The 23,929-nt window shown below is 35.8% G+C and carries 32 protein-coding genes; 23 read left to right on the forward strand and 9 right to left on the reverse strand.

Annotated elements, in window-relative coordinates; translation table 11 throughout:
- The first annotated feature begins 1 nt into the window (after window position 1).
- The 13 genes from hisIE to rsfS all read left to right on the forward strand — a co-directional run bounded on the left by hisIE (window position 2) and on the right by rsfS (window position 10,190).
- Window positions 2-1,282: a bifunctional phosphoribosyl-AMP cyclohydrolase/phosphoribosyl-ATP diphosphatase HisIE gene (gene hisIE, locus F0Q01_RS04425; RefSeq protein ID WP_090486672.1), complete on the forward strand. Its 1,281-nt coding sequence runs from the start codon at window positions 2-4 to the stop codon at window positions 1,280-1,282.
- Window positions 1,283-1,286: 4 nt separating this feature from the next.
- A complete protein-coding gene (locus tag F0Q01_RS04430) occupies window positions 1,287-3,155 on the forward strand; it encodes a TIGR03960 family B12-binding radical SAM protein (RefSeq protein ID WP_090486674.1) in 1,869 nt (622 codons plus the stop codon).
- Window positions 3,145-3,861 carry a TIGR03936 family radical SAM-associated protein gene (locus F0Q01_RS04435; protein ID WP_090486677.1) on the forward strand — a complete coding sequence of 239 codons (717 nt, stop codon included), beginning with the start codon at window positions 3,145-3,147 and terminating at the stop codon, window positions 3,859-3,861. The genes F0Q01_RS04430 and F0Q01_RS04435 overlap by 11 nt, the downstream gene beginning before the upstream one ends.
- Complete coding sequence (locus tag F0Q01_RS04440; RefSeq protein ID WP_090486680.1) at window positions 3,851-4,735, forward strand: ribonuclease E/G; 885 nt, start codon at window positions 3,851-3,853, stop codon at window positions 4,733-4,735. Before F0Q01_RS04435 ends, F0Q01_RS04440 begins: the two co-directional genes overlap by 11 nt.
- A gap of 30 nt (window positions 4,736-4,765) precedes the next feature.
- Window positions 4,766-5,371 (forward strand): thermonuclease family protein, encoded by a 606-nt coding sequence (locus tag F0Q01_RS04445; RefSeq protein ID WP_163927140.1) that lies wholly within the window; start codon window positions 4,766-4,768, stop codon window positions 5,369-5,371.
- A 33-nt stretch (window positions 5,372-5,404) separates the two neighbouring features.
- Complete coding sequence (locus F0Q01_RS04450; protein ID WP_090486687.1) at window positions 5,405-5,773, forward strand: hypothetical protein; 369 nt, start codon at window positions 5,405-5,407, stop codon at window positions 5,771-5,773.
- A gap of 183 nt (window positions 5,774-5,956) precedes the next feature.
- Window positions 5,957-6,265, forward strand: a complete 309-nt coding sequence (rplU, locus tag F0Q01_RS04455) for a 50S ribosomal protein L21 (protein WP_090149795.1) — start codon at window positions 5,957-5,959, stop codon at window positions 6,263-6,265.
- 2 nt (window positions 6,266-6,267) lie between these two features.
- Window positions 6,268-6,594 carry a ribosomal-processing cysteine protease Prp gene (locus tag F0Q01_RS04460; protein WP_090486690.1) on the forward strand — a complete coding sequence of 109 codons (327 nt, stop codon included), beginning with the start codon at window positions 6,268-6,270 and terminating at the stop codon, window positions 6,592-6,594.
- 3 nt (window positions 6,595-6,597) lie between these two features.
- A complete protein-coding gene (rpmA, locus tag F0Q01_RS04465) occupies window positions 6,598-6,882 on the forward strand; it encodes a 50S ribosomal protein L27 (protein WP_015549701.1) in 285 nt (94 codons plus the stop codon).
- A 171-nt stretch (window positions 6,883-7,053) separates the two neighbouring features.
- The gene (gene obgE / locus F0Q01_RS04470; protein WP_090486693.1) at window positions 7,054-8,337 is read left to right on the forward strand and encodes a GTPase ObgE; all 1,284 of its coding nucleotides are present in this window, start codon (window positions 7,054-7,056) and stop codon (window positions 8,335-8,337) included.
- Between the two features lie 13 nt (window positions 8,338-8,350).
- A complete protein-coding gene (locus F0Q01_RS04475; protein WP_090149787.1) occupies window positions 8,351-8,638 on the forward strand; it encodes a YhbY family RNA-binding protein in 288 nt (95 codons plus the stop codon).
- A gap of 9 nt (window positions 8,639-8,647) precedes the next feature.
- A complete protein-coding gene (nadD, locus tag F0Q01_RS04480; RefSeq protein ID WP_090486696.1) occupies window positions 8,648-9,841 on the forward strand; it encodes a nicotinate (nicotinamide) nucleotide adenylyltransferase in 1,194 nt (397 codons plus the stop codon).
- A gap of 1 nt (window position 9,842) precedes the next feature.
- Window positions 9,843-10,190 (forward strand): ribosome silencing factor, encoded by a 348-nt coding sequence (gene rsfS / locus F0Q01_RS04485; protein WP_090149781.1) that lies wholly within the window; start codon window positions 9,843-9,845, stop codon window positions 10,188-10,190.
- A 187-nt stretch (window positions 10,191-10,377) separates the two neighbouring features.
- On the opposite strand, the gene lexA is transcribed toward rsfS, so the two are convergent.
- Window positions 10,378-10,992 carry a transcriptional repressor LexA gene (lexA, locus tag F0Q01_RS04490; RefSeq protein ID WP_090149778.1) on the reverse strand — a complete coding sequence of 205 codons (615 nt, stop codon included), beginning with the start codon at window positions 10,990-10,992 and terminating at the stop codon, window positions 10,378-10,380.
- A gap of 170 nt (window positions 10,993-11,162) precedes the next feature.
- On the opposite strand from lexA, the gene F0Q01_RS04495 reads away from it, so the two are divergent.
- The 5 genes from F0Q01_RS04495 (at window position 11,163) to F0Q01_RS04515 (ending at window position 14,269) form a co-directional block, all read left to right on the forward strand.
- Entirely contained in the window at window positions 11,163-11,492 is a 330-nt protein-coding gene (locus F0Q01_RS04495; protein ID WP_163927142.1) for a LysM peptidoglycan-binding domain-containing protein, read from the forward strand.
- Window positions 11,493-11,584: 92 nt separating this feature from the next.
- The gene (locus tag F0Q01_RS04500; RefSeq protein WP_090486701.1) at window positions 11,585-12,334 is read left to right on the forward strand and encodes a lysophospholipid acyltransferase family protein; all 750 of its coding nucleotides are present in this window, start codon (window positions 11,585-11,587) and stop codon (window positions 12,332-12,334) included.
- A 176-nt stretch (window positions 12,335-12,510) separates the two neighbouring features.
- Entirely contained in the window at window positions 12,511-13,386 is an 876-nt protein-coding gene (locus tag F0Q01_RS04505; RefSeq protein ID WP_090486704.1) for a Gfo/Idh/MocA family protein, read from the forward strand.
- Between the two features lie 182 nt (window positions 13,387-13,568).
- Window positions 13,569-14,021 carry a GAF domain-containing protein gene (locus tag F0Q01_RS04510; RefSeq protein ID WP_090486707.1) on the forward strand — a complete coding sequence of 151 codons (453 nt, stop codon included), beginning with the start codon at window positions 13,569-13,571 and terminating at the stop codon, window positions 14,019-14,021.
- Between the two features lie 56 nt (window positions 14,022-14,077).
- Window positions 14,078-14,269 carry a PspC domain-containing protein gene (locus tag F0Q01_RS04515; RefSeq protein WP_090486713.1) on the forward strand — a complete coding sequence of 64 codons (192 nt, stop codon included), beginning with the start codon at window positions 14,078-14,080 and terminating at the stop codon, window positions 14,267-14,269.
- 45 nt (window positions 14,270-14,314) lie between these two features.
- On the opposite strand, the gene F0Q01_RS04520 is transcribed toward F0Q01_RS04515, so the two are convergent.
- A complete protein-coding gene (locus F0Q01_RS04520) occupies window positions 14,315-15,289 on the reverse strand; it encodes a bile acid:sodium symporter family protein (RefSeq protein ID WP_090486716.1) in 975 nt (324 codons plus the stop codon).
- Window positions 15,290-15,576: 287 nt separating this feature from the next.
- On the opposite strand from F0Q01_RS04520, the gene F0Q01_RS04525 reads away from it, so the two are divergent.
- The 5 genes from F0Q01_RS04525 (at window position 15,577) to F0Q01_RS04545 (ending at window position 18,130) form a co-directional block, all read left to right on the forward strand.
- Entirely contained in the window at window positions 15,577-15,798 is a 222-nt protein-coding gene (locus tag F0Q01_RS04525) for a hypothetical protein (protein WP_090486719.1), read from the forward strand.
- An 11-nt stretch (window positions 15,799-15,809) separates the two neighbouring features.
- A complete protein-coding gene (locus tag F0Q01_RS04530) occupies window positions 15,810-16,004 on the forward strand; it encodes a hypothetical protein (RefSeq protein ID WP_090486721.1) in 195 nt (64 codons plus the stop codon).
- Between the two features lie 206 nt (window positions 16,005-16,210).
- Entirely contained in the window at window positions 16,211-16,519 is a 309-nt protein-coding gene (locus tag F0Q01_RS04535) for a hypothetical protein (protein ID WP_090486724.1), read from the forward strand.
- An 87-nt stretch (window positions 16,520-16,606) separates the two neighbouring features.
- Window positions 16,607-16,822 carry a PF20097 family protein gene (locus F0Q01_RS04540; RefSeq protein ID WP_090486729.1) on the forward strand — a complete coding sequence of 72 codons (216 nt, stop codon included), beginning with the start codon at window positions 16,607-16,609 and terminating at the stop codon, window positions 16,820-16,822.
- Window positions 16,823-17,065: 243 nt separating this feature from the next.
- The gene (locus F0Q01_RS04545; RefSeq protein ID WP_090486731.1) at window positions 17,066-18,130 is read left to right on the forward strand and encodes a tyrosine-type recombinase/integrase; all 1,065 of its coding nucleotides are present in this window, start codon (window positions 17,066-17,068) and stop codon (window positions 18,128-18,130) included.
- 38 nt (window positions 18,131-18,168) lie between these two features.
- Here F0Q01_RS04545 and F0Q01_RS04550 read toward each other — a convergent pair whose 3' ends face one another.
- The 7 genes from F0Q01_RS04550 to F0Q01_RS04580 form a co-directional block, all read right to left on the reverse strand.
- The gene (locus F0Q01_RS04550; RefSeq protein WP_090149746.1) at window positions 18,169-19,089 is read right to left on the reverse strand and encodes an RluA family pseudouridine synthase; all 921 of its coding nucleotides are present in this window, start codon (window positions 19,087-19,089) and stop codon (window positions 18,169-18,171) included.
- 1 nt (window position 19,090) lies between these two features.
- A complete protein-coding gene (gene lspA / locus F0Q01_RS04555; protein ID WP_090486733.1) occupies window positions 19,091-19,615 on the reverse strand; it encodes a signal peptidase II in 525 nt (174 codons plus the stop codon).
- Window positions 19,615-20,706 (reverse strand): 3-dehydroquinate synthase, encoded by a 1,092-nt coding sequence (gene aroB, locus F0Q01_RS04560; RefSeq protein ID WP_090486736.1) that lies wholly within the window; start codon window positions 20,704-20,706, stop codon window positions 19,615-19,617. The genes lspA and aroB overlap by 1 nt, the downstream gene beginning before the upstream one ends.
- Before the next feature lie 68 nt (window positions 20,707-20,774).
- Window positions 20,775-21,287: a cell division protein SepF gene (locus F0Q01_RS04565; protein WP_090149737.1), complete on the reverse strand. Its 513-nt coding sequence runs from the start codon at window positions 21,285-21,287 to the stop codon at window positions 20,775-20,777.
- 20 nt (window positions 21,288-21,307) lie between these two features.
- Complete coding sequence (locus tag F0Q01_RS04570) at window positions 21,308-22,012, reverse strand: YggS family pyridoxal phosphate-dependent enzyme (protein WP_090486739.1); 705 nt, start codon at window positions 22,010-22,012, stop codon at window positions 21,308-21,310.
- Window positions 22,013-22,022: 10 nt separating this feature from the next.
- Entirely contained in the window at window positions 22,023-23,429 is a 1,407-nt protein-coding gene (locus tag F0Q01_RS04575; RefSeq protein WP_090486742.1) for an HlyD family efflux transporter periplasmic adaptor subunit, read from the reverse strand.
- A gap of 54 nt (window positions 23,430-23,483) precedes the next feature.
- Window positions 23,484-23,906 (reverse strand): twitching motility protein PilT, encoded by a 423-nt coding sequence (locus F0Q01_RS04580; protein ID WP_090149727.1) that lies wholly within the window; start codon window positions 23,904-23,906, stop codon window positions 23,484-23,486.
- Between the last annotated feature and the right edge of the window lie 23 nt (window positions 23,907-23,929).

The raw sequence follows: 23,929 nt of genomic DNA on the forward strand, positions 1-23,929 counted from the left end.
TATGGAACACAAAAATATAGTTGCTACCATTTACATCAAAGATGGTATGGCAGTAAAGAGTCCTACAGAGCTTGATGATAAGAGTGACGTTTTAGAACTTGCATCAGTTTATGATGATAGTGGTATTGATAAAATTATTTGCTATGATTTATCTACAGATGATGAAGAGCATGAGAAAAATATTCTTGCTATCAGAGAGATTAACCGCAACATTCAGGTTAAGACAGCAGGTGGCGGCAATATCAAGCGTCTTGAGGATGTTAAGAAGCTTTTATACGCAGGATGCGTTGAGGTTATCTTAAATGGTTCTAAGCCAGAGACAATCGACCTTATCAAAGAGGCAAGTGCACGATTTGGTGCGGAGAAAATGCTTGTCAGCCTTGCTACAGTAGATTTTCTCTTTAAGACCAAGGATTTCCTTGCAGATAATGTTCACGAGCTTCTCATTATGGATACAAGCCTTCTAGAGGGTCTTGAGAATATTACTAATATCCCTTACATTGTTCAGGTTGATGAATATGATTTTGATTATATTTTAGGAATCTTAAAGTCAGAGCAAATCAGAGGTATTTCTGGTCAGTTTTTAAATAATACAGCTTTTGATGCTATGCGCATGAAGAGTGAGCTTTCTGATCAGGGTATCAAAATGGACAACTTCGAAGCAAAGCTTGAATGGTCAGACTTGAAGCCAAATTCAGATGGACTTATTCCTACAGTTGTTCAGGATTTCCAGACTGGCGAAGTATTAATGGTGGCTTACATGAATGAGGAGTCCCTTAATGCTACAATTCGCACAGGTAAGATGACTTATTTCTCTCGTTCAAGACAGAGCCTTTGGGTAAAGGGCGAGACAAGCGGTCATTTCCAGTATGTAAAGTCATTGACTGCCGATTGCGATTTTGATACTATTTTGGCGAAAGTTTCTCAGGTAGGAGTAGCATGTCACACTGGCGCACCTAGCTGCTTCTTCAACGAGATAGTAAAAAAGGAGTATATTGAGCGAAATCCACTTAAGGTATTTGAGGATGTTTACGCTGTTATTGAGGACAGAAAGAAGAATCCAAAAGAGGGTTCTTATACTAACTACCTCTTCGACAAGGGCATTGATAAAATCCTTAAAAAGGTGGGCGAAGAAGCTACAGAAATCGTTATTGCAGCTAAGAACCCTGAGTCAGAGGAGACCAAATACGAGATTTCTGATTTCTTGTATCACATGATGGTTCTTATGGTAGAAAAGGGTGTTACTTGGGAGGACGTTACTTCTGAGCTTGCTCAAAGATAATTAAATGAAAAAACTTGCGTTACCAGACGATATTTTAATGCAGATTGATAAGCCTGCACGTTATATCGGCAATGAATTTAATAGTGTAAAAAAGAATCCTGCAGAGGTAGACATCAGATTTGCTATGTGCTTTCCTGATGTCTACGAAGTAGGTATGTCTCATCTTGGTATAGCTATTCTTTACGATATGCTTAACAAGCGTGAGGACACATATTGTGAAAGGGTATATTCGCCATGGCCAGATTTACATAATCTGATGAAGGAGCGTAATATACCCCTTTTTGCGCTTGAATCCCAGGATGCCATCAAGGATTTTGATTTCATCGGTATGACACTCCAGTATGAGATGTGTTATACCAACATTTTACAGATTCTTGATTTGGCAGGAGTTGCCCTAGAATCAAAAGATAGAGACGATGATGACCCTATAGTTGTAGTAGGTGGTCCATGTGCTACTAATCCTGAGCCTATAGCTGATTTTGTAGATATTGTATATGTAGGCGAGGGCGAAACAAGCTACGGTGATCTTTTAGACTTATATAAAAAATGTAGAAAAAGTGGATTTAATAGACAGGATTTCCTTAGAAAAGCTTGCCATATTCCAGGGATTTACGTTCCTTCTTTATATGAGGTTGGCTATAAGGAAAGTGACGGAACTTTAGAGTATTTTAGACCTCTTTATGATGATGTACCTTCTGTAATTGATAGACAGGTTGTGACAGATATGGATTCATCTTCTTACCCAACTAAGATGCTTATTCCATTTGTTAGAGCGATTCAAGATAGAGTAGTTCTCGAAATCCAGCGAGGTTGTATTAGAGGATGTCGTTTCTGTCAGGCTGGTATGATTTACCGACCAAACAGAGAGAAGTCTGTTGATGTTTTAAAGGCTCAAGCCAAAGAACTTTTAGCTTCAACAGGTCACGAGGAGATTTCCCTTAGTTCACTATCATCCAGTGATTATCATGCACTTGGAGAACTTATGGATTTCCTTATTGATGATTGTCTTTCTGAGGGTGTTAATGTGTCGTTACCGTCTTTACGAATTGATGCATTTTCTCTTGATGTTATGTCAAAGGTTCAGGACGTTAGAAAATCAAGTATTACTTTTGCTCCAGAAGCTGGCAGCCAGCGTATGAGAAATGTAATCAATAAGGGCCTTACAGTTGAGGATATCATTGGTGGTGCAACACTTGCATTTAAGGGTGGCTGGAATAAGGTTAAATTCTATTTCATGCTGGGACTTCCAACAGAGACAGACGAGGATATGAAGGCCATTCCACAGCTTGCCAATGAAGTTGCTGCTGCTTACTATGATACCGTTCCTAAGGAACAGCGTCAGGGTAGATGCCAGATTACTATTTCTACTTCATTCTTTGTACCAAAGCCATTTACACCTTTCCAGTGGGCACCTATGTATGAGGCAGGAGAATACTTACGCCGTGCCAAAGTTGTTAACGACGAGATGAAGGCACAGCTTAACCAAAAGTCTCTTAAGTACAATTGGCATCATTCTGATGTTACAGTTCTTGAGGGGGTGTTTGCCCGTGGAGATAGAAGACTTTGTCCTGCTATTTTGGATGCATATAAGAGCGGCTGTTTCTTTGATGCATGGGGTGAATATTTTGACTTTGACAAATGGCTTGCAGCCTTTGAAAAGAATAATATTTCTATAGATTATTATGCATACCGTCAGCGTGATTTAGATGAGCTCCTTCCTTGGGATTTCATCAATTGTCACGTAACAAAAGAATTCTTAAAGAGAGAGTGGAACAACGCTATGGAAGCTAAGGTAACACCAAATTGCAAGATGGCTTGTAGCGGTTGTGGCTCTGCTAAAATTGGATCGGGGGTATGTCATAATGCGCGCTAGAGTTAAATTTGCCAAGACAGGCATAATGAGATATGTGGGCCATCTAGATTTAATGAGATTTTTCCAGAAAGCTGTAAAGCGTTCTAATCTTCCTATTAGATATTCAGAAGGATTTAATCCTCACCAGATTATGTCATTTGCATCACCACTTGGTGTAGGCCTTACATCTGAGGGTGAATATATGGATATCGATTTAAAGGAAAAGGTAGATCCCGTCGCTGCCCTTAATTCTCTTAATGACAACATGGTAGAGGGGCTTGACATAACATGCTTTAAATACCTACCAGATGATGCTGAAAAATGTATGTCTGCCGTTACTGCAGCAAGTTACATCGTAACATATAAGGATTCAAAGGATGATGCTTGTTACATAGATAATATTTTAGATTTAAAATTGAAATTTTTTGATGAAGCACATTCTATTAACATTATTAAAAAGACAAAAAAGGGTGAACGAGAGCTTGATTTAAAGCCACTTATTTACCGCTTTAACCTTACAATAGAAGATAAAGTACCTGTGTATGATTTTCTTCTTTCTAGCGGTAGTACAGATAATATTAAGCCAGAGCTTGTAGTAAAGGCTTTCCATGAATTTATAGGTCTACCTGAATTTGATGATTTATCGCTTGATATTAAAAGAGTAGATATGTTTACTGGACTGCCAGATAACTTTATCTCTCTTGGAGAAATTGGGGATGAGCATTAAAAAAATAGTAATTACAAAGGGAATATATGAGAATAAGGAGCTTAGGCTCCTTGTTTCATTTGATGAAAATGATAGCCCTCTAGATATTATCAACCTGGATAATACACAGATTGGCACAGTCTGCACTGCCACAGTTGAAAAGGTTATTTCTGACATTGATTCTTGTATATGTAAGCTTTCTATTGGTGAAAAGGGTTTTATCGAATCAAAAAAGCTATTTCCTGAATATTATTTGGTTCGTCATTCAGATAAAAAGAAGGTTTGTCAGGGAGATCAATTTTACGTTGTAATTACCCAGGATAAAAAAGGAAGCAAGCCATTTTCGTGTAACTTTGTAAAGCATTTAATTGATGATTATAAGAATAATGGTTTTGTTTATCACTATATAAATGAGTATGCTTCATCTGATTATGAAATAGTTTCAGATCTAGAAGAAGTAATCAATATGGACCTTAATGTTAGGGCATATACTGATGAATCCTATAGTTTATGGAATCTATATGACCTTACTAAACTTTTAAAGAATATCACATCAAATGTTTGCCATTTAAAAGATGGTGGCAATATTGTAATAGAACCTACAGAAGCACTTACAGTTATTGATGTCAATTCATCTAAAAATCATGGCAAAGGAACAGCTTTTGACACCAATAAACAAGCAATTGATGAAGTATTAAAACAGATTAGGCTTAGATCTATTTCTGGTATAATAATAATCGATATGCTTAAGGTATCCAAAGATGAGGAGCAAGAGCTAATTAGATATTTCAAAGACAATTCTAATGATGATATTTCTAACGTATCAGTCCATGGCTTCACTCATTTAGGTTTACTAGAAATCACAAGAAGCAGAAATTTCTCATCTGTTTTTTAGAATAAATTAAAATTATATGGGATGAATAATATGAAAAATAATAATAGATGGCAGCGTATAGTAGGGATTATTGTAGCCATAATTCTATGTGTTGCATCATCAGAATTTATTAACAATCAAAATGTAACTGAGATAGATGCAGATAATACAGTGGATAATCAGGAGAGTAAATTGGATGCTGTTAAATTCATTAGAACTGTAGATGGAGATACTATTATTGTTGAGGATTCAAATGGAGAGCATAAGCGAGTTCGCATGATTGGAATCGATACGCCAGAATCCGTTGCTCAAGAAGAAGAGCGCAACAATGAATACGGTGTAATGGCAAGCGACTATACTAAGGAATTACTGTCAAATGCCGGTACCCTCTATCTAGAATATGATGTAGATGCAGACGACCAATACGATAGAATTTTAGCTTACGTCTGGTTAGAAGATGTGGATGATACATTTAATGTAGAAAACATAAAAAATTCAATGGTTAATGCTATAATTGTCGAGAATGGTTATGGGATTGCTAAAAAATACGAGCCTACAGTAGCCCATGATGATATTTTAGCTGAATTGATGGCAGAGGCTGAAGAAAATAATATTGGCCTATGGCAATATCAAGAATTTAGAGACCTTTGGAAATAATTCGTTTTTATTTGTTATATGGGGGTATCAACCATGGAAATAGGCGAGATGATCCAAGTAGTACAAGCAAAAGCTGTAGAGATTGCAGATGAGGAAATCAGAAAATACAATAAGGATTTTCCGGAGATTACTCTTACTGATGAAGCTAAAGAAGCTGTCAGAGTATGTTCCACCTCTCAGTTAACACTTCAACTAAGCAAGTGTAGATTTAAAGAAGGGGAAGATCCTGATGAGCTATTCAATAACTGGTTTGCATCAAACGAAGAAGAGGATTTAAGAAAAGCCTGTAGGCACTGTCTTGAGGCTGAAGCTAAAAAGATTAGAGAAGCAGGGAGCAAAAATCTAAGTTCATTAGATATGTATTTGAAGAAGCACCTTGGGGACATACATGAAATAGATTAGCTTAACAATCTAGATTCTTCTAAATTTTCATATTTTTTTATACAATTTATTCAGATATCAGTTGACGCACAAAAAAAGCTGTGTTAATATACATGAGTATGCCGCTCAGTGTGGTTTTTTAAGTGTGTTTCATACCGAAGCACCACCGAAACTGGCGAGTAATGATAAAAAGGAGGAGCAACCATGTACGCAATTATTGCAACAGGTGGTAAGCAGTACAAAGTTTCTGAAGGCGATATCATTACCATTGAAAAGCTTGGCGTTGAAGCTGGTGAGAAGGTTACTTTTGATCAGGTTCTTGCTGTTAGCGACAAGGATCTCAAGGTTGGCGACCCAACAGTTAAGGGTGCTACAGTAGAGGCTTCTGTTGTTAAAGAAGGCAGAGGTAAGAAGGTAATCGTATACAAGTACAAGAGAAAAACAGGTTACCACAACAAGAATGGCCACAGACAGGCTTTCACTCAGGTTAAGATTGAGAAGATTAACGGCTAATTATGATTAGCGTAGTAATTTCCAAACACCAGAATAAATATATCAATGTTACACTTAAGGGACATGCAGGTTATGCTGACCACGGTCAGGATATAGTGTGTTCGGCAGTATCAGTTCTTGTGATTAATACTTTTAATAGTATTGAGCGATTTACAGATGATGCTTTCTCGTGTGACGCAGCAGAGGATGGCGGCTATATGAGCATGACATTCAATGATGATATTTCTAGTGAGTCACAGTTATTATTGGACTCCATGGTTTTAGGTTTGGACGAAATTCACAAACAATACGGTGATGAATATATTTCATTCACATACAAGGAGGTGTAAGACATGTTACAGATGAACCTTCAGTTCTTCGCTCATAAAAAGGGTGTAGGCTCTACAAAGAACGGTAGAGATTCAGAGTCTAAGAGATTAGGCGCTAAAAGAGCAGACGGTCAGTTCGTTAAGGCTGGCAATATTCTTTACAGACAGCGTGGTACAAAGATTCTTCCAGGCAACAATGTAGGTCTCGGTGGAGACGATACACTTTTTGCTTTAGTAGATGGAGTACTTCGTTTCGAAAGAAAAGGTAGAGACAAGAAGCAGGCTTCTGTCTATCCAGTAGAACAGTAATTTATTGACCCGACTACGAATCGTATGTCGGGTCAAATTTAATTTTAGAACAATTAAAAGAGCTGGTAGACATCAAGCTCTGAGGTTTCTTAAGCGAATCGTTTTAGATGAGCTGAGAAACTCTCAGGCTTGTAGTCGTAACCAGCGGATTTGATTATTTAGGAGAAATTTATGTTTGCCGATAGAGCAAAAATTATTATAAAATCAGGTAAAGGTGGAGACGGTCATGTAAGTTTCCGTCGCGAGAAATATGTTCCTAACGGTGGCCCAAATGGTGGCGATGGTGGTAAGGGCGGAGATGTTATTTTCGAAGTAGATCCAGGCCTTAATACATTAGTTGACTACCGACATAGACGTAAATTTGCTGCTGAAAATGGTCAAGAAGGCGGCAAGGACAACTGTCATGGTAAAAACGGAGAGGACCTTATTTTAAAAGTACCTGAAGGAACTGTAATAAAGGACGCTGAGACAGGACGTGTCATCGCAGATATGTCTGGTGATAATAAGCGTCAGATAGTTCTTCCAGGAGGTAAGGGCGGCCTTGGAAACCAGCATTTTGCTACATCTACTATGCAGGCTCCTAAGTATGCTAAGCCAGGTATTGATGCCATCGAGCTTGAGGTACTTTTAGAGCTTAAAGTTATTGCAGATGTGGGACTTGTTGGATATCCTAACGTAGGTAAATCAACCTTCCTTTCAAGGGTTACAAATGCACAGCCAAAGATTGGAAATTATCATTTCACAACACTTTCGCCAAACCTTGGTGTTGTGGATGTTGACGATATAAACGGATTTGTTATTGCAGATATCCCAGGTCTTATCGAGGGAGCATCTGAGGGAATCGGACTTGGACATGAGTTTCTTCGTCATATTGAACGTACAAAAGTAATTATCCATATGGTTGATGGAGCTTCAGTAGAGGGTCGTGACCCAGTTGAGGATATTAAGACAATATCTGGTGAGCTAGCAGCTTATGACCCAGAGCTTCTTAAGAAGCCACAGGTAATTGCAGCTAACAAAATGGATGTAATTGGTGAAGATTCTAACGAAGTTATCGAAGCATTAAAGGCAGAATTCGAGCCAAAGGGAATCAAGGTATTCCCTATATCAGCTGTTTCAGGAAAGGGCCTTAAAGACCTTTTATACGAGGTTGTTAGACTCCTTGAAACATGTGACGATGCTCCAATAGTTTATGAGCAGGAGTTTGACCCTACAATCAGAGCATTCTCAGAGGAGCCTTACACAGTTGAAATCAATGACGAGGGCGACTATGTCGTAGAAGGACCTCGTATTGAGAAAATGCTTGGTTACACTAATCTTGAGTCTGAAAAAGGATTTTTATTCTTCCAGAACTTCCTTAAGGAGCAGGGTATTCTCAAGGAACTTGAAGAAAAAGGAATTCAAGAAGGTGATACCGTTAGAATGTACGGTTTAGTATTTGATTATTATAAATAATAGGAGTTTATAGATGACTAACAAACAAAGAGCATATTTATCATCACTTGCTTCAGATATGAGCCCAATTCTTCAAATTGGCAAGGCTTCACTTACTCCAGAGTATACCAATGCAGTAGATGAGGCTCTTGAGGCAAGAGAGCTTATTAAAATCAACGTATTAAAGAATTGTTTTGACGATCCAAAGGAGATGGCTCAGGTCCTTTCTGAGCGTACTCACTCTGAGGTTGTTAGAGTTATCGGAAGAAAAATTATTCTTTATAGACCAGCGAAGAAGCCAGTTATTAAGCTTCCTCAGTAAGGAGACTACATGAGAATTGGTATATATGGCGGGACATTCAATCCAATTCACAACACACATATTGATATAACAAGGGCTGCTTTAGAGCAATTTTCACTTGATAAAGTTTATTTTTTAGTTGCTGGGAATCCACCACACAAGGATACTGCGGAGAATATTCCTGATGCATGCAGACTTGAAATGGTTAAGCTTGCCATCGCAAACCAGCCTAAAATAGCTATTGATGAGCGAGAGATTTATCGTACTGGTAAGAGTTACTCATATATTTCTTTAACCGAAATAAAAAAAGAAAATCCTACTGATGATATCTTCTTTATAATGGGAAGTGACAGTTTGCTTTATTTTAAGAACTGGGTAAAGCCTGATGTTATCTCTGATTGTGCCACTATATTGGTTGCACCTAGACTCGGAGATGATATGGATGTTCTTAATGACGCAATCAATGAATGTAAAGATTTATTCTCAGGTGATTTCTTTTTAATTGATTATAAGGCTAATGGTTTAGCTTCATCAGTTATAAGACAGGATTTTTACACAGATAAAAGCGTTCGTGAATGGCTTGATTCAAAAGTAGAAGAGTATATTATAGAGCATAATTTATATAGCCCTTACTCATACCATTATGACGATATATTGAGACTGTCTCAGGAGATGAATAAAGAGCTCAAATCCAGCCGATATGTTCATACCCTAGGTGTTGCCACTACAGCCTATTCATTGGCCTTAAAATGGAATTATCCGGCTTATACGGCTATGGTAGCAGGCATACTACACGATTGTGCCAAATGTATATCAGACGAAAAGCGTATATCTGTATGTGAGAAAAACAATATACCTATCAGAGATATTGAATACAAATATCCTCATCTTTTACATGGCAAAGTAGGAGCCTTCTATTGTAAAAGCAAATATGATGTTTTTGATGACCAAATTGCCCATGCAATAGAGGTTCATACAACAGGCTGTCCTGGAATGAATCTGCTTGATAAAATTATTTTCGTTGCAGATTATATTGAGCCAGGACGTGATAAACAGCCAAGACTTGATATTCTTAGGTCTGTTGCTTATGAGGATTTAGATAAATGCGTTTTCATGATTTTAGAAGACACAGTTAATTATTTAAACGAAAATCCTGAAATGGTAGATTCTACCACAATAGATACATACAATTATTATTTAAATGAGATGAAAGGCGAGGTTTAAAATGGAATCTAGAGAAATGGCAAAGATTGTTTGCAAAGCACTTGATGATAAAAAAGCCATCGACGTAAAAGCTATCGATATTTCCAATATAAGCATTATGGCTGATTACTTTATTGTAGCTTCAGCTTCGAATCAGAGTCAGCTTAACGCAATGCAGGACGAAGTAGATCGTCTTCTTTACGAGCAGGGAATTCACGCTAAATCAATCGAGGGAAATAGACAAAGTACTTGGGTACTTATGGACTATGAAGATGTGATTGTTCATTTATTCTCTGAGGAAGATAGATTATTCTACGACTTAGAGCGTATATGGAAAGACGGCATTCTTATTGATGCCAAGGAACTTTAATAATTAGTAATTAATAATTAATAAGCCATCTGTTACGCTATCAAGTCTTAGTATTGCTTCGCTCAGCATGGAAAGCTGCGCTTAAGTAACACTAAGAGCTTGATAGCTACAGATGGCTTTATTTTTTACATATTCAAATTATATTTTTAAATTTATATGCGTTGCATTAATAAAAATGTTACGGTGGTTAGAAGAAGCGGAACACTCCGAATACCTTACCAAGGATCTGACAATCAGGAACAATGATTGGGTCCATATTATCATTCTCAGGCTGAAGACGAATATGTCCATCCTCTTTATAGAATGTCTTAACAGTAGCACTATCATCAACGAGAGCTACTACCATATCACCATTTCTAGCAGTATCTTGCTGCATAACAATAATAGTGTCACCATCTAAGATACCAGCATTAATCATAGACTCTCCCTTAACACGAAGCATAAATGACTGCTGATTAGGCATATGCTCAGCTGGAATAGGGAAGTACTCATTAATATTCTGTACAGCAAGTAGTGGCTGTCCTGCAGCAACATTACCAACAACAGGTACATTAACTACCTCGCGTCTAATCATATTAAAATTATCATCTACAATCTCAATAGCACGTGGCTTGGAAGGGTCACGCTTAATATAACCATTTTTCTCTAATGTCTCTAAATGTGAGTGAATAGAAGAAGTGGACTTAAGATTACAAGCATCACAAAGCTCACGCACTGTAGGCGGATAACCTCTATTTAAAATCTCGCTTTTTATAACTTCAAGTATTTCTCTTTGCTTAGCAGATATTTTTCCGTATGCCATAGTGAAAACACTCCTTTCATTTTCTTAAAATTACAATAGCATAAAGAACATATTTTTGCAAACAAATTTTCCGAAATTTTGTTCGTAAAAAGTATTGACAAACGGTTGTTCGTGAATTATATTGTTTTCAGAACAAACGTTTTCGAACATCTTTTTGGAGGATGAGAATTATGAGAGCAGTTACTAAAGCAGAGTTAATTGTTAAGAGACGCAAGATGATGTTATTTATTGGGGTTGTTGCAGCTATTCTTGTTGGGATGATTTCTTTTAGTATTAATGCTTCTGCAGAGGATAGCAGAGAGGTATATACATATTACACCAGCTATGAGGTTCAGGATGGTGATACCCTTTGGACTATAGCAGATCAGTTCATGGGACCAGATTTTACTGATAAGAGGGAGTTCATTGATAATATTAAGTCACTGAATCATTTATCAAAGGACGATATTACCGCCGGAAATTACTTAGTTATTGAATATTCCTCATATGAGGAACTTTAAGTATTCACATACTTTATTCTCTTGTGTTAGAATACATACATATAGATTATATATTTGATAACATATCTATATTTTGTATTTTAGGAGAGTAAATGATTAGATTTTTTATCGCTATTATTTTTAATTTAAAACGTGGACCATCTTTAGTATCCCACATGCGTAAGATGACCAAACACAAGGATAGGTATCCCGAGAAGGTTAGATATGCTTACGCTCTTAGACTTATTAGATTTTTAAAGAAGAGTGCTAGAATTACCACAGAAGTGTACGGTACGGAGAACCTTCCAGAAGAGGGCGGATATGTTATGTATCCTAATCATCAGGGCAAATACGATGCTTTAGGTATTATGTATGCCCATCATAATCCTTGTACCTTTGTTATGGATAAGGCTAAGTCATATGGCTTTTTAGTTAGAGAATTAGTTGATTTGCTTGGTGCCAAGCGTTTAGCCCTTGATGACGTACGACAGAATATCCGTATTATGGACCAGATTACAAAAGAAGTTAAAGAAGGCACACGATTTATCCTCTTTTCCGAGGGCGGATATGATCGAAATGGTAATATAGTTCAGAGATTTAAGCCCGGCAGTTTTAAATGCGCTATGAAGGCTCAGGTTCCTATTATTCCTGTTACTTTAATAGATTCCTATATTGCATTTAATAGCCTTAAGCCTGGTCCTGTTACTACTAAAGTAATATTTGGTAAGCCTATCCTCTATGATACATACAAGGATATGAAGACACACGAGGTGGCAGATTTAGTGAGAAATACAATTATTACTACCATGGAAGAGCATGGCGTATATGTTAACTCTCAGAATTCGCCAGATTTACTTACTTAGTAGGATTTATTTAGTTATATTATAGGAACAGATCACCTTTAATTGTTGGTTTGTTCCTATTTTTATTAATGACAAAAATTGATTAATCCTTTACCAATGATTAATTAGTTCCTTTATAGAAGACTTGTTATTATTGATATAGTTTTATCAAATAATATTTTGTGAGGTTTTTATTTATGGAAAAGGTAAAATGGGGTGTTTTAGGAACAGCAAATATTGCAAAGGTTTGTACTATTCCTGGAATGCAGCAAGTTGATACTTGTGAGCTTTATGCTATTGCAGGAAGAGATATTAATAAGGCCCTTAAGTTTAAGGATGATTTTGGATTTCAAAAAGCGTATGGTTCTTATGAAGAATTAATTGAAGATTCTGAGGTACAAGCAATTTATATTCCTCTGCCTAATGGCCTTCATTTAAAATGGGTTAAGGAAGCCCTACAGCATAAAAAGCATGTTATCTGTGAGAAGCCTCTTGCTCTTAATGCAAGTGCCGCTAGAGATATGTTTGAAACAGCCAAGGCTAATGGTGTAGTACTTATGGAGGCATATGCATATCTACATAGTCCATATATTAAAAGTTTAAAGGCAGACATAGATTCAGGATTAATCGGAGAAATTGATTATATTGAATCAGAGTTTTTAACTCAGGGCTATAGTGAAGATATACGATTATACAAAGACCAGGGTGGTGGTGCAATGTATGATTTAGGATGCTATTGCACTACCATGATTTTATCTTTGATAGATTCTACACCTACATCTGTTATTGCCAACGCAAGATACACAGAACTTGGTGTTGATGAGCTTACTAATGCTATTATCAAATTAAAAAATGGTGTTAATGCTACTTTTACTGTTGGTATGATACTTGGCAAGGATAGTGGTAGTCGCTTTGATAAGCTTTATATACACGGCTCAAAGGGGGCAATTCGCTCTGATGTAGAGTTCAATCAATCTGGAGAGTTATCATATAAAATATACCTGGATAAGGAAATAATAGACCGAAAGATATCCGTTCCACAGAATTATTCACTTGAGATTGCTTCAGCTTAATAGCTGCATTTTAAATGGCGAAACTCAGCATATTACTCCTGATTTTTCTATTAAGAATGCAGAGCTTATGGACGAAGTTTTTCGTAAAATAGGCTACTATAACTAGCAAATTTATTATATACTCAACAGGAAACTACAATAGAATTCGCATTTTCGGATTCGCATAAAGAGAGGATGTATAAATGACAGATTATAAGCTACTTGCAGAACAGTTAAAGGCACTAGCAGAGGATGAGCCAAGCTATATTCCAGTATTATCTAATGCGTCTGCCCTAATTAATCAAAACTTAGATGATTTAAATTGGGCTGGTTTTTATTTAATAGACAATGATTCCTTATTGCTTGGTCCATTTCAAGGAAAGGTCGCTTGCATTAGAATCAAATTAGGCAGGGGTGTATGTGGTACAGCTGTACAAAATGATGAGACTATAGTAGTTCCTAATGTACATGAATTTCCTGGTCATATAGCATGTGATAGCGCTTCTAACTCAGAAATAGTAGTTCCTATTCATAAAAATGGTAAGATTGTGGGTGTACTTGATATTGACAGCCCTAGTCTAAATAGATTTTCACAGACAGACAAAGAAGGGCTTGAACTTTTTGTTAGAACATTAGAAGATGTCATTCAATTCTAGTCTCTTGTATTATTAATCTTTATAAATTAAGATTATAGATAAATGGAGGGATGAAAATGAATAAAAGACTTTATAAAAGTAATAACAGAAAAATTTGCGGTGTTTGCGGCGGAATAGGAGAATATCTTGATGTAGATCCTACATTTATTAGATTACTTTGGGTTATATTTGCCTGCTGCGCTGGTTGTGGAATTTTAGCATATATTATAGCAGCCATCATCATGGAAGATGAGCCAGGCAGTTTTTAAACATTAAAAATAAAAGGTTGCAGAATAATCTGCAACCTTAATTTTTTAATTTGTAGAATCAAGACTAACTTCAAGCTGACTTGAATTATTATCCTCTGATTTCATTCTTCTATAGAGATTTGCAAGTAATGCACCTGAGATATTATGCCATACTGAGAAAATAGCTCCAGGTACTGTAGCCATTGCAAGATCAGGGAATGCTGTACCAGCAAGAGATGTTGCAAGACCAGAGTTTTGCATACCAATCTCAACAGATAATGCTTTCTTCTTAGCAAGTGGAAGACCAAGAACTTTTCCTAATAATAAACCACATGCATAACCAAGTAAGTTATGAAGGATTACCACTACAAATATAATTGCTCCTGTTGAAAGAATCTGCTCAGAGTTGTGAGATACTACAGCAGCTACAATCATTGTGATTGCAAGAACGCTGATAAGTGGAAGAGCTTCCTTTACTTTCTGAGTATATTTACCAAAGAAATGATTTATAATAAATCCAAGTGCGATTGGTACAATTACAACTTTGATTATTGATAAGAACATTGCCTTTATATCAACTGATACTGAAGTATGTAAGAATAAATATGTAATTAGTGGTGTAAGGAATGGTGCGAGAAGAGTATTAACGCTTGTCATACCTACAGACAGTGCTACATCACCTTCGCTTAGATAGGTAATAACATTGCTAGATGTACCACCTGGGCATGTACCTACAAGAATTACACCAGCAAGTAATCCAGCCTCAAGACCAAATGTCTTTCCTAAGATAAAAGCAAGAAGAGGCATGATAGTAAACTGAGCCAGGCATCCAAGTAAGATATCCTTTGGATGTGTAAACACTAATACGAAATCTTCTGGTTTAATTGTCAGACCCATGCCAAACATTACAACCATTAATAAATAGTTAATCCATGTTGTTTGAATCCAAAGACATGTAACCGGTTTAAATAAAGCCAGTGCTGCCACAACTAGAACGATAATCGCCATGTACTTTCCGATAAAATCACTGATTTTTTTCATAAAAATATCCTTCCTTTCATAAATAGAGTTTAGTACGTTAAAGCGATAAAGCTATGATTACAATAGCACTAGGATGTAGAATATTCAATAGATAAATATGAATTATGGTAAATTTTATATACCAATATTAAAAGGAGTTTTGAGTTTATAATGGTAGAGACCAGCTTGCTCAGCTAAATAAGGACTGCATGAATTGGATAGAAGAGTATATTAAATAGCTTTTGTACTGTATAATATACTTATATACGAGATAATTAATAGTGTTGTAAAGAATTGTGAGGTCCGCTATGAAATCTATTCTTATAAAAGACACTACAAAAGAAGAACGAGAAGAAATAATCAGAGCATCCCTTGATTGCGGAGGTGGATGCGAAAATTGTTCTTCTTGTTGGCTGGGCGGCGGAAGTCCTTGGGATATTTATCAGGATTACATTGATGGAAGACGAGAAATAGCTGATATTAACGCTGATTACATGTCTACATACCGTCAGGATAGGCAGATAAAATAGGAGAAGCTACTATGGCACCAGACATATCAAATTCTACAGTTGAAGAACGACGAGAATATATAAAAAGAACCTATCCATGTATTGCTGATTGTGATATGTGTGGGCTATGTCAGGTTTTCCATGGCAAAGATGCAGAAACAGCCTATGATGACTATATAACTGGTAAGCGTTCATTCATGGATGTTTCTACTGACTATAGAAGATAATTTGGCAATAAACCAAGCTTTTGGCTATCGTATGGATTTTTTCTCCCTTATTTAGTAGATCTTCAATAGGTAATCGATTTGCAGAACAATATAAGTATAATTCTATTGAACAAATATTGAAAATATGGTAATTAAAGCTGTCTTTAGGCTGTTAAATCAACTAAAATAAAGACATTGATAAATCGGAGTTTGAAAGGATTATAAATATGAAAAACGCATTATCTTTGCTGTTAATTTTGTTAAATGCGATTGGCTGCCTATGCCTTACTTATAGCATTTATTTGTTTCTTTTCGGAGGCAGTATAGTTGATGCACCAGATGCAATGCTGCCGATGGAAAGATGGGAAAGAGGAGGTTGGCTACTTACTATTGGAATGATTCCGCTAATAATAGCAAACATCTTAGGTTATGGATTTATTCAATTTGGAAATAAGAAAAATAGACTGTTTATCTTCATTCCCTCTATTATCTGCATAATTTTAGTAGCATGCTTTTGGGTGAAGGGAATAATATAAATTCGGATTAGAAGGGTTAATAAGTAATGAATCCATGGAAAAACTAGTGATGCTTGATTATGAGTGTTTTTTGGAGGAAGAATAGTTATGAATTGTCCTAAGTGCGGAAAAGAAATGAGAACAGGATTTGTCGAGGCAAAGAGTGCAGGAAGTCTTACGCAAGCTTTTACACAGGTTACCTGGTATCCTGAGGAATATAAAGACAAATTTATTAAGAGGGAACCAGTAACACTTTCATTGCAAGCGGAAGGTCAATATTGTGATGAGTGCATGACTGTGTTTGCAAGTTTTAATCAGAGATAAAGAATCGGATTATATAGAGGATAAGTTTTGCATTTATCTGTAGAAACTTACATTAAGTTTAAGAAATTTGCATTTACTAAAAAAAGTTACGGTATTTTATTAAAATCTACTCGAAAAAGAGTAGTGTAAAAAAGATATGTATCTATCGGTTAAATATCTGTTTTTCCGATAGAAAGTATGTTATAATAGTAAAAACAGGGAAATCCTATAATCGTTGTAAACATTGATATTTGGAGGTTTTTCATGGGTAAGGATTCAGAATTCTATAAAAATAAATCAAAACAACAGAAATTAAAATTACGCGAGCTTATTCTCCAACTTCCTAAGCCTGCTGTTGATTTTATTCATTCCAAGGAACAAACTACGCAACCAAGTACATTGATTTCATATTGCTATGATTTATTGACCTTCTTTCGATTTTTAGAGAGCTCCAACCCTACAATTACAGGTATGGACATCAAAAAAATCGAATACAGCGTCCTTGATAAAATTACTCCAGATGATCTTGAAGAATATCAAAGATACTTAGAGTTAAATGTTATTGGTGAGCAACATGAAAATGGTAAAAAAGCCATAGCGCGAAAAATGTCTCCTTTACGCAGTATGTACAAGTATTTATTGCAAAGAGAATTTGTTTCTAAGGATCCAACCCAGCTGGTTGCTTTGCCAAAGCTTAAAAAGGATAAAAACATTGTTCGTATGAATAATTACGAGGTTCAGGCAATTTTAGATGCAATTGATAACGGAAATTGTTACACATCTGAACGTCAAAGAAAATACAATCAAAAGACTCGCGGTCGTGATTTAGCCATATTAACACTTATGCTTAATACCGGAATTCGTGTCAGCGAATGCAATGGACTTGATTTAAACGATGTAGATTTTATTGTTAATTCTTTAACAATTGTTCGAAAGGGAGGCGGGCAAGATATTATCTACTTCAATGATGATGTTGCAGAGACTTTAAAAGACTATATTAATGGCGAACGAGAATACATTAACCCTGTAGAAGGCCACGAAAGCGCTCTCTTCTACTCTCTCCAGGGCAAGCGTATTAGTATTGATGCTATTGAGAATTTAGTTAAAAAATACGCGAAAATGGTGGTTCCTAACAAGAAAATTACGCCACATAAGCTTAGAAGTACTTATGGTACTGCCCTCTATCGTGAAACAGGCGATATTCGCTTAGTTGCTGACGTATTAGGACATGAAAATATAAATACAACTATTGATTACTATGCTGCTATCGAGGATGAACACAAAAAACAGGCGAGAAATGCTGTAAATTTTAAAAATAAAGATAAATAAGCAAAATAAGGGTCTAAGCAAATTAATGCTTATACCTTTTAATTAATTGTCATCTTACGATATTTATTAAGTAATTCTTCAAAATAAGAAGGCAATGGAGCGTTAACCTCAACATATTCCCCTGTTGTAGGCTGCTTGAACCCAAGTGTTTGAGCATGAAGAGTCTGCCCCTCAAGATTTTTAACAGGCTTGCCATAGACATCATCACCTAAAAGAGGATGTCCTATATGAGCCATATGCACACGTATCTGATGTGTCCTGCCTGTCTCTAGCTTAAACTGTACATAAGAATAGCCTTTAAACTGCTCTAAAACAGTAAAATGAGTAACGGCCTCTCGTCCGTTTGGTACAACAGCCATTTTCTTTCTATCCTTTGGATTACGACCAATTGGGGCATCTACGGTGCCTTCTTCTTCTTTAAAATTACCAATAACTATTCCTTTATAGATTCTATTAACCGAATGTACCTTGATTTGTGCTGCTATATCATTATGGGCCTTGTCATTTTTGCAAACTAAAAGTGATCCAGTTGTATTCATATCAATTCTATGAACAATTCCTGGTCTAATCTCACCATTGATACCTGACAAAGAATCCTTGCAATGAAACATCAAAGCGTTGACAAGAGTTCCAGAATAATGACCAGGTGCTGGATGAACAACCATGCCCTTTGGTTTGTTAACTACAATTACATCATTATCTTCATAGAGAATATCTATAGGAATATCCTCAGGTAAAATATCTATTTCCTTAACAGGTTCAATACTAATTACAATTTCATCACCTAGTCGAGTCTGATATTTACTTTTAACTGTTTTGCCATTAACCAAAACAAGGCCATTATCAATAGCTTTTTGATAATGGCTCCGTGATTTGTCTGGTATAGCTGATGCAAGGAATTTATCAATACGAATGCCTGCATCAGAAGGTTCTTCAATTACGATTAAACTTTCATCCATACTAATTTCTTGATAAAATACTCTTTTTAATTTCTTCTAAATCTTCGTCTTTATAATAGAACAAAATCAATATCAGTAATAATATCATGGATACAGTTACATAACAATCTGCAATATTAAATACCGGAAAATTAATAAGAGAAAAATAGATAAAGTCTACTACATAGTTATTAATAACTCTATCAATATGATTACCTATTGCACCTGCAACAACTAGGACAATAATATAATCTAGATATAAGTATTTTTTCTCTCGTGGCATCCTAAAAAGTATTATTAAAAGTAGAATTAATAATACAGGCGTTGCCACTGCAAAGAATGTTTGCTTACCCTCAAGCATAGAAAAAGCTGCGCCAGTATTCTCCAAGTAATGTAACTGTAGTACATTTGGTATAAGAATAATATCGCTTTTATTCATCAGGTGACTAACAGCAAGATGCTTAGTCCATTGATCAAGTAAAACTAATAAGCCTACAAGAATGAGACTGTATACAATTGATATCCATTTATTAACCTTGTAAAACATTATTCTAACACCTTTTCAATAGCTTCTAGCAAATCTTCATCAGTAAAATCTAAATAAGAATCTGCGGCACCAATACTTTTTAAAATGGTAAATTTGATTTTTGAGCCCTGCATCTTCTTATCAGATTTAGATGCTGCAAGAACCTGTTCCTTAGTCATATTTCCTACCTTAATAGGTAAGTCATATAACTGGCAAATTCTAGCGATTTCCTCATTATCCTTTGCTGTAATATATCCCAATTTCTCTGATAGATAACCTGCACAAATCATTCCAAGAGAAACGCACTGACCATGGCCTAAAGTAAAATTAGAATGCTTTTCAATTGCATGTCCTAGTGTATGTCCAAAATTGAGATAAGCTCTAATTCCCTTTTCTGTAGGATCTATTTCTACAACATGTCTCTTTATATTGCAATTAGTGTATACACAATATTCTAAAGCATCAAAATCTCTTTCTTTAAGCTTGATTGAATTTTCACTTAACCATCTGTAAAAATCTGCATCCGCTATGAGACCATGCTTAATAACCTCGCCCATACCACATGCAAAATTATAGTCATCAAGTGTCTTCAAGGTAGAAAGATTCATATATACAAGCTTAGGCATGTAAAATGCTCCTACCATATTTTTATAGCCGTCAAAGTCAACACCTGTCTTACCACCAACAGAACTGTCTACCTGAGAAAGCAATGTAGTAGGAACCTGGATAAAATCAATTCCACGAAGGAAAGTGCTGGCAGCAAAGCCAGTCAAATCACCTACAACACCGCCGCCTAAAGCTACAAGAAGGGATTTACGAGTAAACTTCTTAGTAATTAAATGTTCATATAAGAATCTGACAGTATCGAGTGTTTTCGATGCTTCACCTGCTTCAAAGCTAAAAGAATATACTTCATCACCATTATTCTTAAAAATCTCTAGCAAATCACTTAAGTAATGAGAAGCAACAATAGAATCTGTAACTATGCAGACTTTATCATATGATTTTTTTACTTTTTCATTAAGCATAGGTATAAGATCATTAAAGTCAGATCTAATACAAATGCTATAGCTATACTGTCCGTTGTAATTTACATTAATATCTTTTGCCATGATGTCTCCTATAGTAAGTCAAAACAACACATAAACAAAAGCACCAGATTGACTCTGGTGCTTATAAACTAAAATCCTGTCTGAATCCCTGTAAAGTCAAAAGCATCAACGATTCCTGCTAAATCACCAGATAACTCAACTCCTGCAGGGGTAATGATGAAAATGTAATCCTCAATTCTCTGAAGGTTACCATCTATTGCGTAACATGTACCGCAAGTGAAATCAATGATTCTTTGTGCTACTCCTAAATCTAAGCCCTTCATGTTAAGAAGAACCGTTCTATCAGCGAGTAGTGTCTCTGATATCTCTCGAGCATCCTCAAATGAAGATGGTCTAATAACACATACCTCCATAACAGTTCCTTTCCCCTTATTTCTCATAGGTGTAATCTTTGGCGCTGGCTTAGACGCTCTAGTCTCCCTCTCAGAAGGCTTATTTAGAACTGGTCGTCTGTCCTCATCATCTTTCTTAGAGAACTTGTTAAAGAAGGATGATTTCTCCTCTTCATCATATAATTCATCATCGTCGTAATCGTCATAGTCGTCGCTAAGATGCATTGCGTCAAGCATTCTTTCAAACATAACATACTCCTTCTTTTAAACTATAAAGCATAGTTTCTTTCCCCGAAAATGGCTGTGCCAACTCTTACATGAGTAGCACCTTCCTCTATGGCTACTTCAAAATCATTTGTCATACCCATAGATATAAAATCCATATCTATATTATGGTAGTTTTCGCTGGCTATGTCAACCGCTAAATCCTTTATTTTGTGAAAAATCCCTCGATTTTCCTCTGGAACCACAACATTTGGTGCGATAGTCATCAAACCTCTGATGTGAACAGCGTCTAATTCTGAAATTTCTTTGCAAAGTTCTTTTGCTTCCTCAAGCTTAACTCCAAACTTTGTAGCTTCGTTAGCTGCATTAACCTCAATCAAGATATCAGCAACTACACCATGCTTTTTAGCCTGAATATTAATTTCCTCAGCAAGTCGATAGCTATCAACAGAATGAATAAGCTTAACTTTATCTACGATATATTTAACTTTATTTCTCTGAAGATGCCCAATTAAATGCCAATCAATATCATTTGGCATTTCAGGAATTTTACCAGTAAGCTCCTGAACTTTATTTTCACCAAACTGTCGAATTCCCTGATCGTAAATAACCTGTAAATCTTCTACAGGTTTTGTCTTACTAACAGCAATTAAAGTAACTTCACTTCTATCTCTGCCTGCTCTCTTACAAGCTGCTGCTACTCTCTCTTCGACACTTTTTAAGTTCTCTTTTAATTCTTCTGCTCTCATGACTACCTCGCTAATTATTAATGATTGTATTCTCTTCTACCTCATCTCCCTGTAAGACGATATGGTCATACATTGAAATTCCGTAGCTAGTACCTGTTTTTATAATAGAATAATCATTGTTTTGATATAGAATTTCTATTTGCTTAAATACTGCATATCCTTTATTTACATTGTAAACACCTTGAAGTGTACCCATATCAGCGCCAACTACGTAATATTCGTTGGAATTAGGCTTTAGTATCTTATCGCCTCGCTGAACACCCTCATCAACATAATAGAACTCCTCATCCTCATAATATATTGTAGGATTAATGTAAATATTGTCTGCATCAGACTGCAAAATAAATCCAGGATCATCGTTATTATTACCCTGAACCATATAGGCTTTAGGAATCTTATAAAAATCCTTATCAACAATAGATGAGTTAGGGATTTTAAGACCAGAAATATTATTATTAATAAATTTAATATGAACAAATCTGGAATCCGCATATCTGTCCATGGAATCATCTAATGATAAAATGATATATCTCTTACCAGCCTTTTCGGAAAAAGCTATTGTAGTCCATGTTTGAACATCATCCTCTAAGAATTTAATTTGTAAATATGTTTCTTCTTTTAGAGCTTCGTACAGGTCATTATCAATCTCACAAATAAGATTCCAGTGATCTGATGTGATAAGCTTATAAACTGGCGCGCCTGCCTCCACAGATTTCTGTGCTTTAAGATTAGTAGAAGTATATTTTGATGTATCAAATGATTCAGAAGTAAAAGAATCAGTAGTTAAATCTTCAAATCCATCAATAGAATATACAATTAATCCTGGTGTGGGACTTGAATAAATGTTAAAGGTTCCAGAATTCATAGCTGCAGTTAGGCTATCTCCCATATTTTCAATAGCAGAGACGGCGTATAATTGTTCAGCTTGTGACTCTAGTTCTGTTTTAAAGGCATATGTCTTTCCATAGCGCTGATTGTCGTAATCAACCATATAAGTGGAAACGACATTTTGGAGCTTCTCATAGTCTGACTCGTCCAGAGTTACTTCAGCATTTTCATTAGCCTCTTCAATTGAAGAAAGAATCTCGCCTGAAGTATCAAGGGCATAAACTTGACTTTTAGCACCAACCTTTCCAAAATTTTCGGAAAGATAAAGAATGTCTCCAGTATTATCCGCATAGACAATCTGCTCTTGCCTAATAGCAAGGGCATTATACTCTAAATTAGATGAAATAGAACCCTGAGAAACCTCGTATATAGTAACGTTATTAGATGTAAGATACGTAAACAAATGATATACCATGTAAACGCACATTACCCCAATAACTATCATTCCAATTGAAAAATGATACTGCTTTGGATATCTAATTATTGTTTTAGTTGCTTTTTGTGAAGATTTTTTACTATTTTTACTCATAGGAACAAACAAATTAAAAGGGACACTCTTAAGTGCCCCTCATATCTACTTTTATTATAATGAAACGACGATTTTGCCTTTGGCGCTTTCAGGCAGGTCTTTTTCATCTTTGCTAACGGAAATAACAAATTTAACGTCGTAGTTATTACAAATTTTATCCAGCTTATTCATCGCAGATGTAAAGCCTTCATTTGTATCTACGTAAGATACTGTAAGGAAACTGTCAAGAAAAACCTCTTGAATATCTGAGTTCTGAGATAACACACCACTAAGAAAACCTAAAAATTCATCAGTAGAATCGATTGGATAATCCCCCATATTAATCAATCGAATCTTGGAATCAAGCTCGTACATGTGCTTAGTGTTTTTGTCAATGTAGACAATAGAACCATCAACTTTTTTGATGTCTGTATTTACCTTGTCGAGTAAATACTTTGTCTTGCCTTTGCCTTTTTCTCCTGAAATGATTTCCACCATAGCAAAATACCTCCCTTTATTAA

This window comes from Pseudobutyrivibrio xylanivorans, assembly GCF_010906925.1.
Lineage (GTDB): Bacteria > Bacillota > Clostridia > Lachnospirales > Lachnospiraceae > Pseudobutyrivibrio.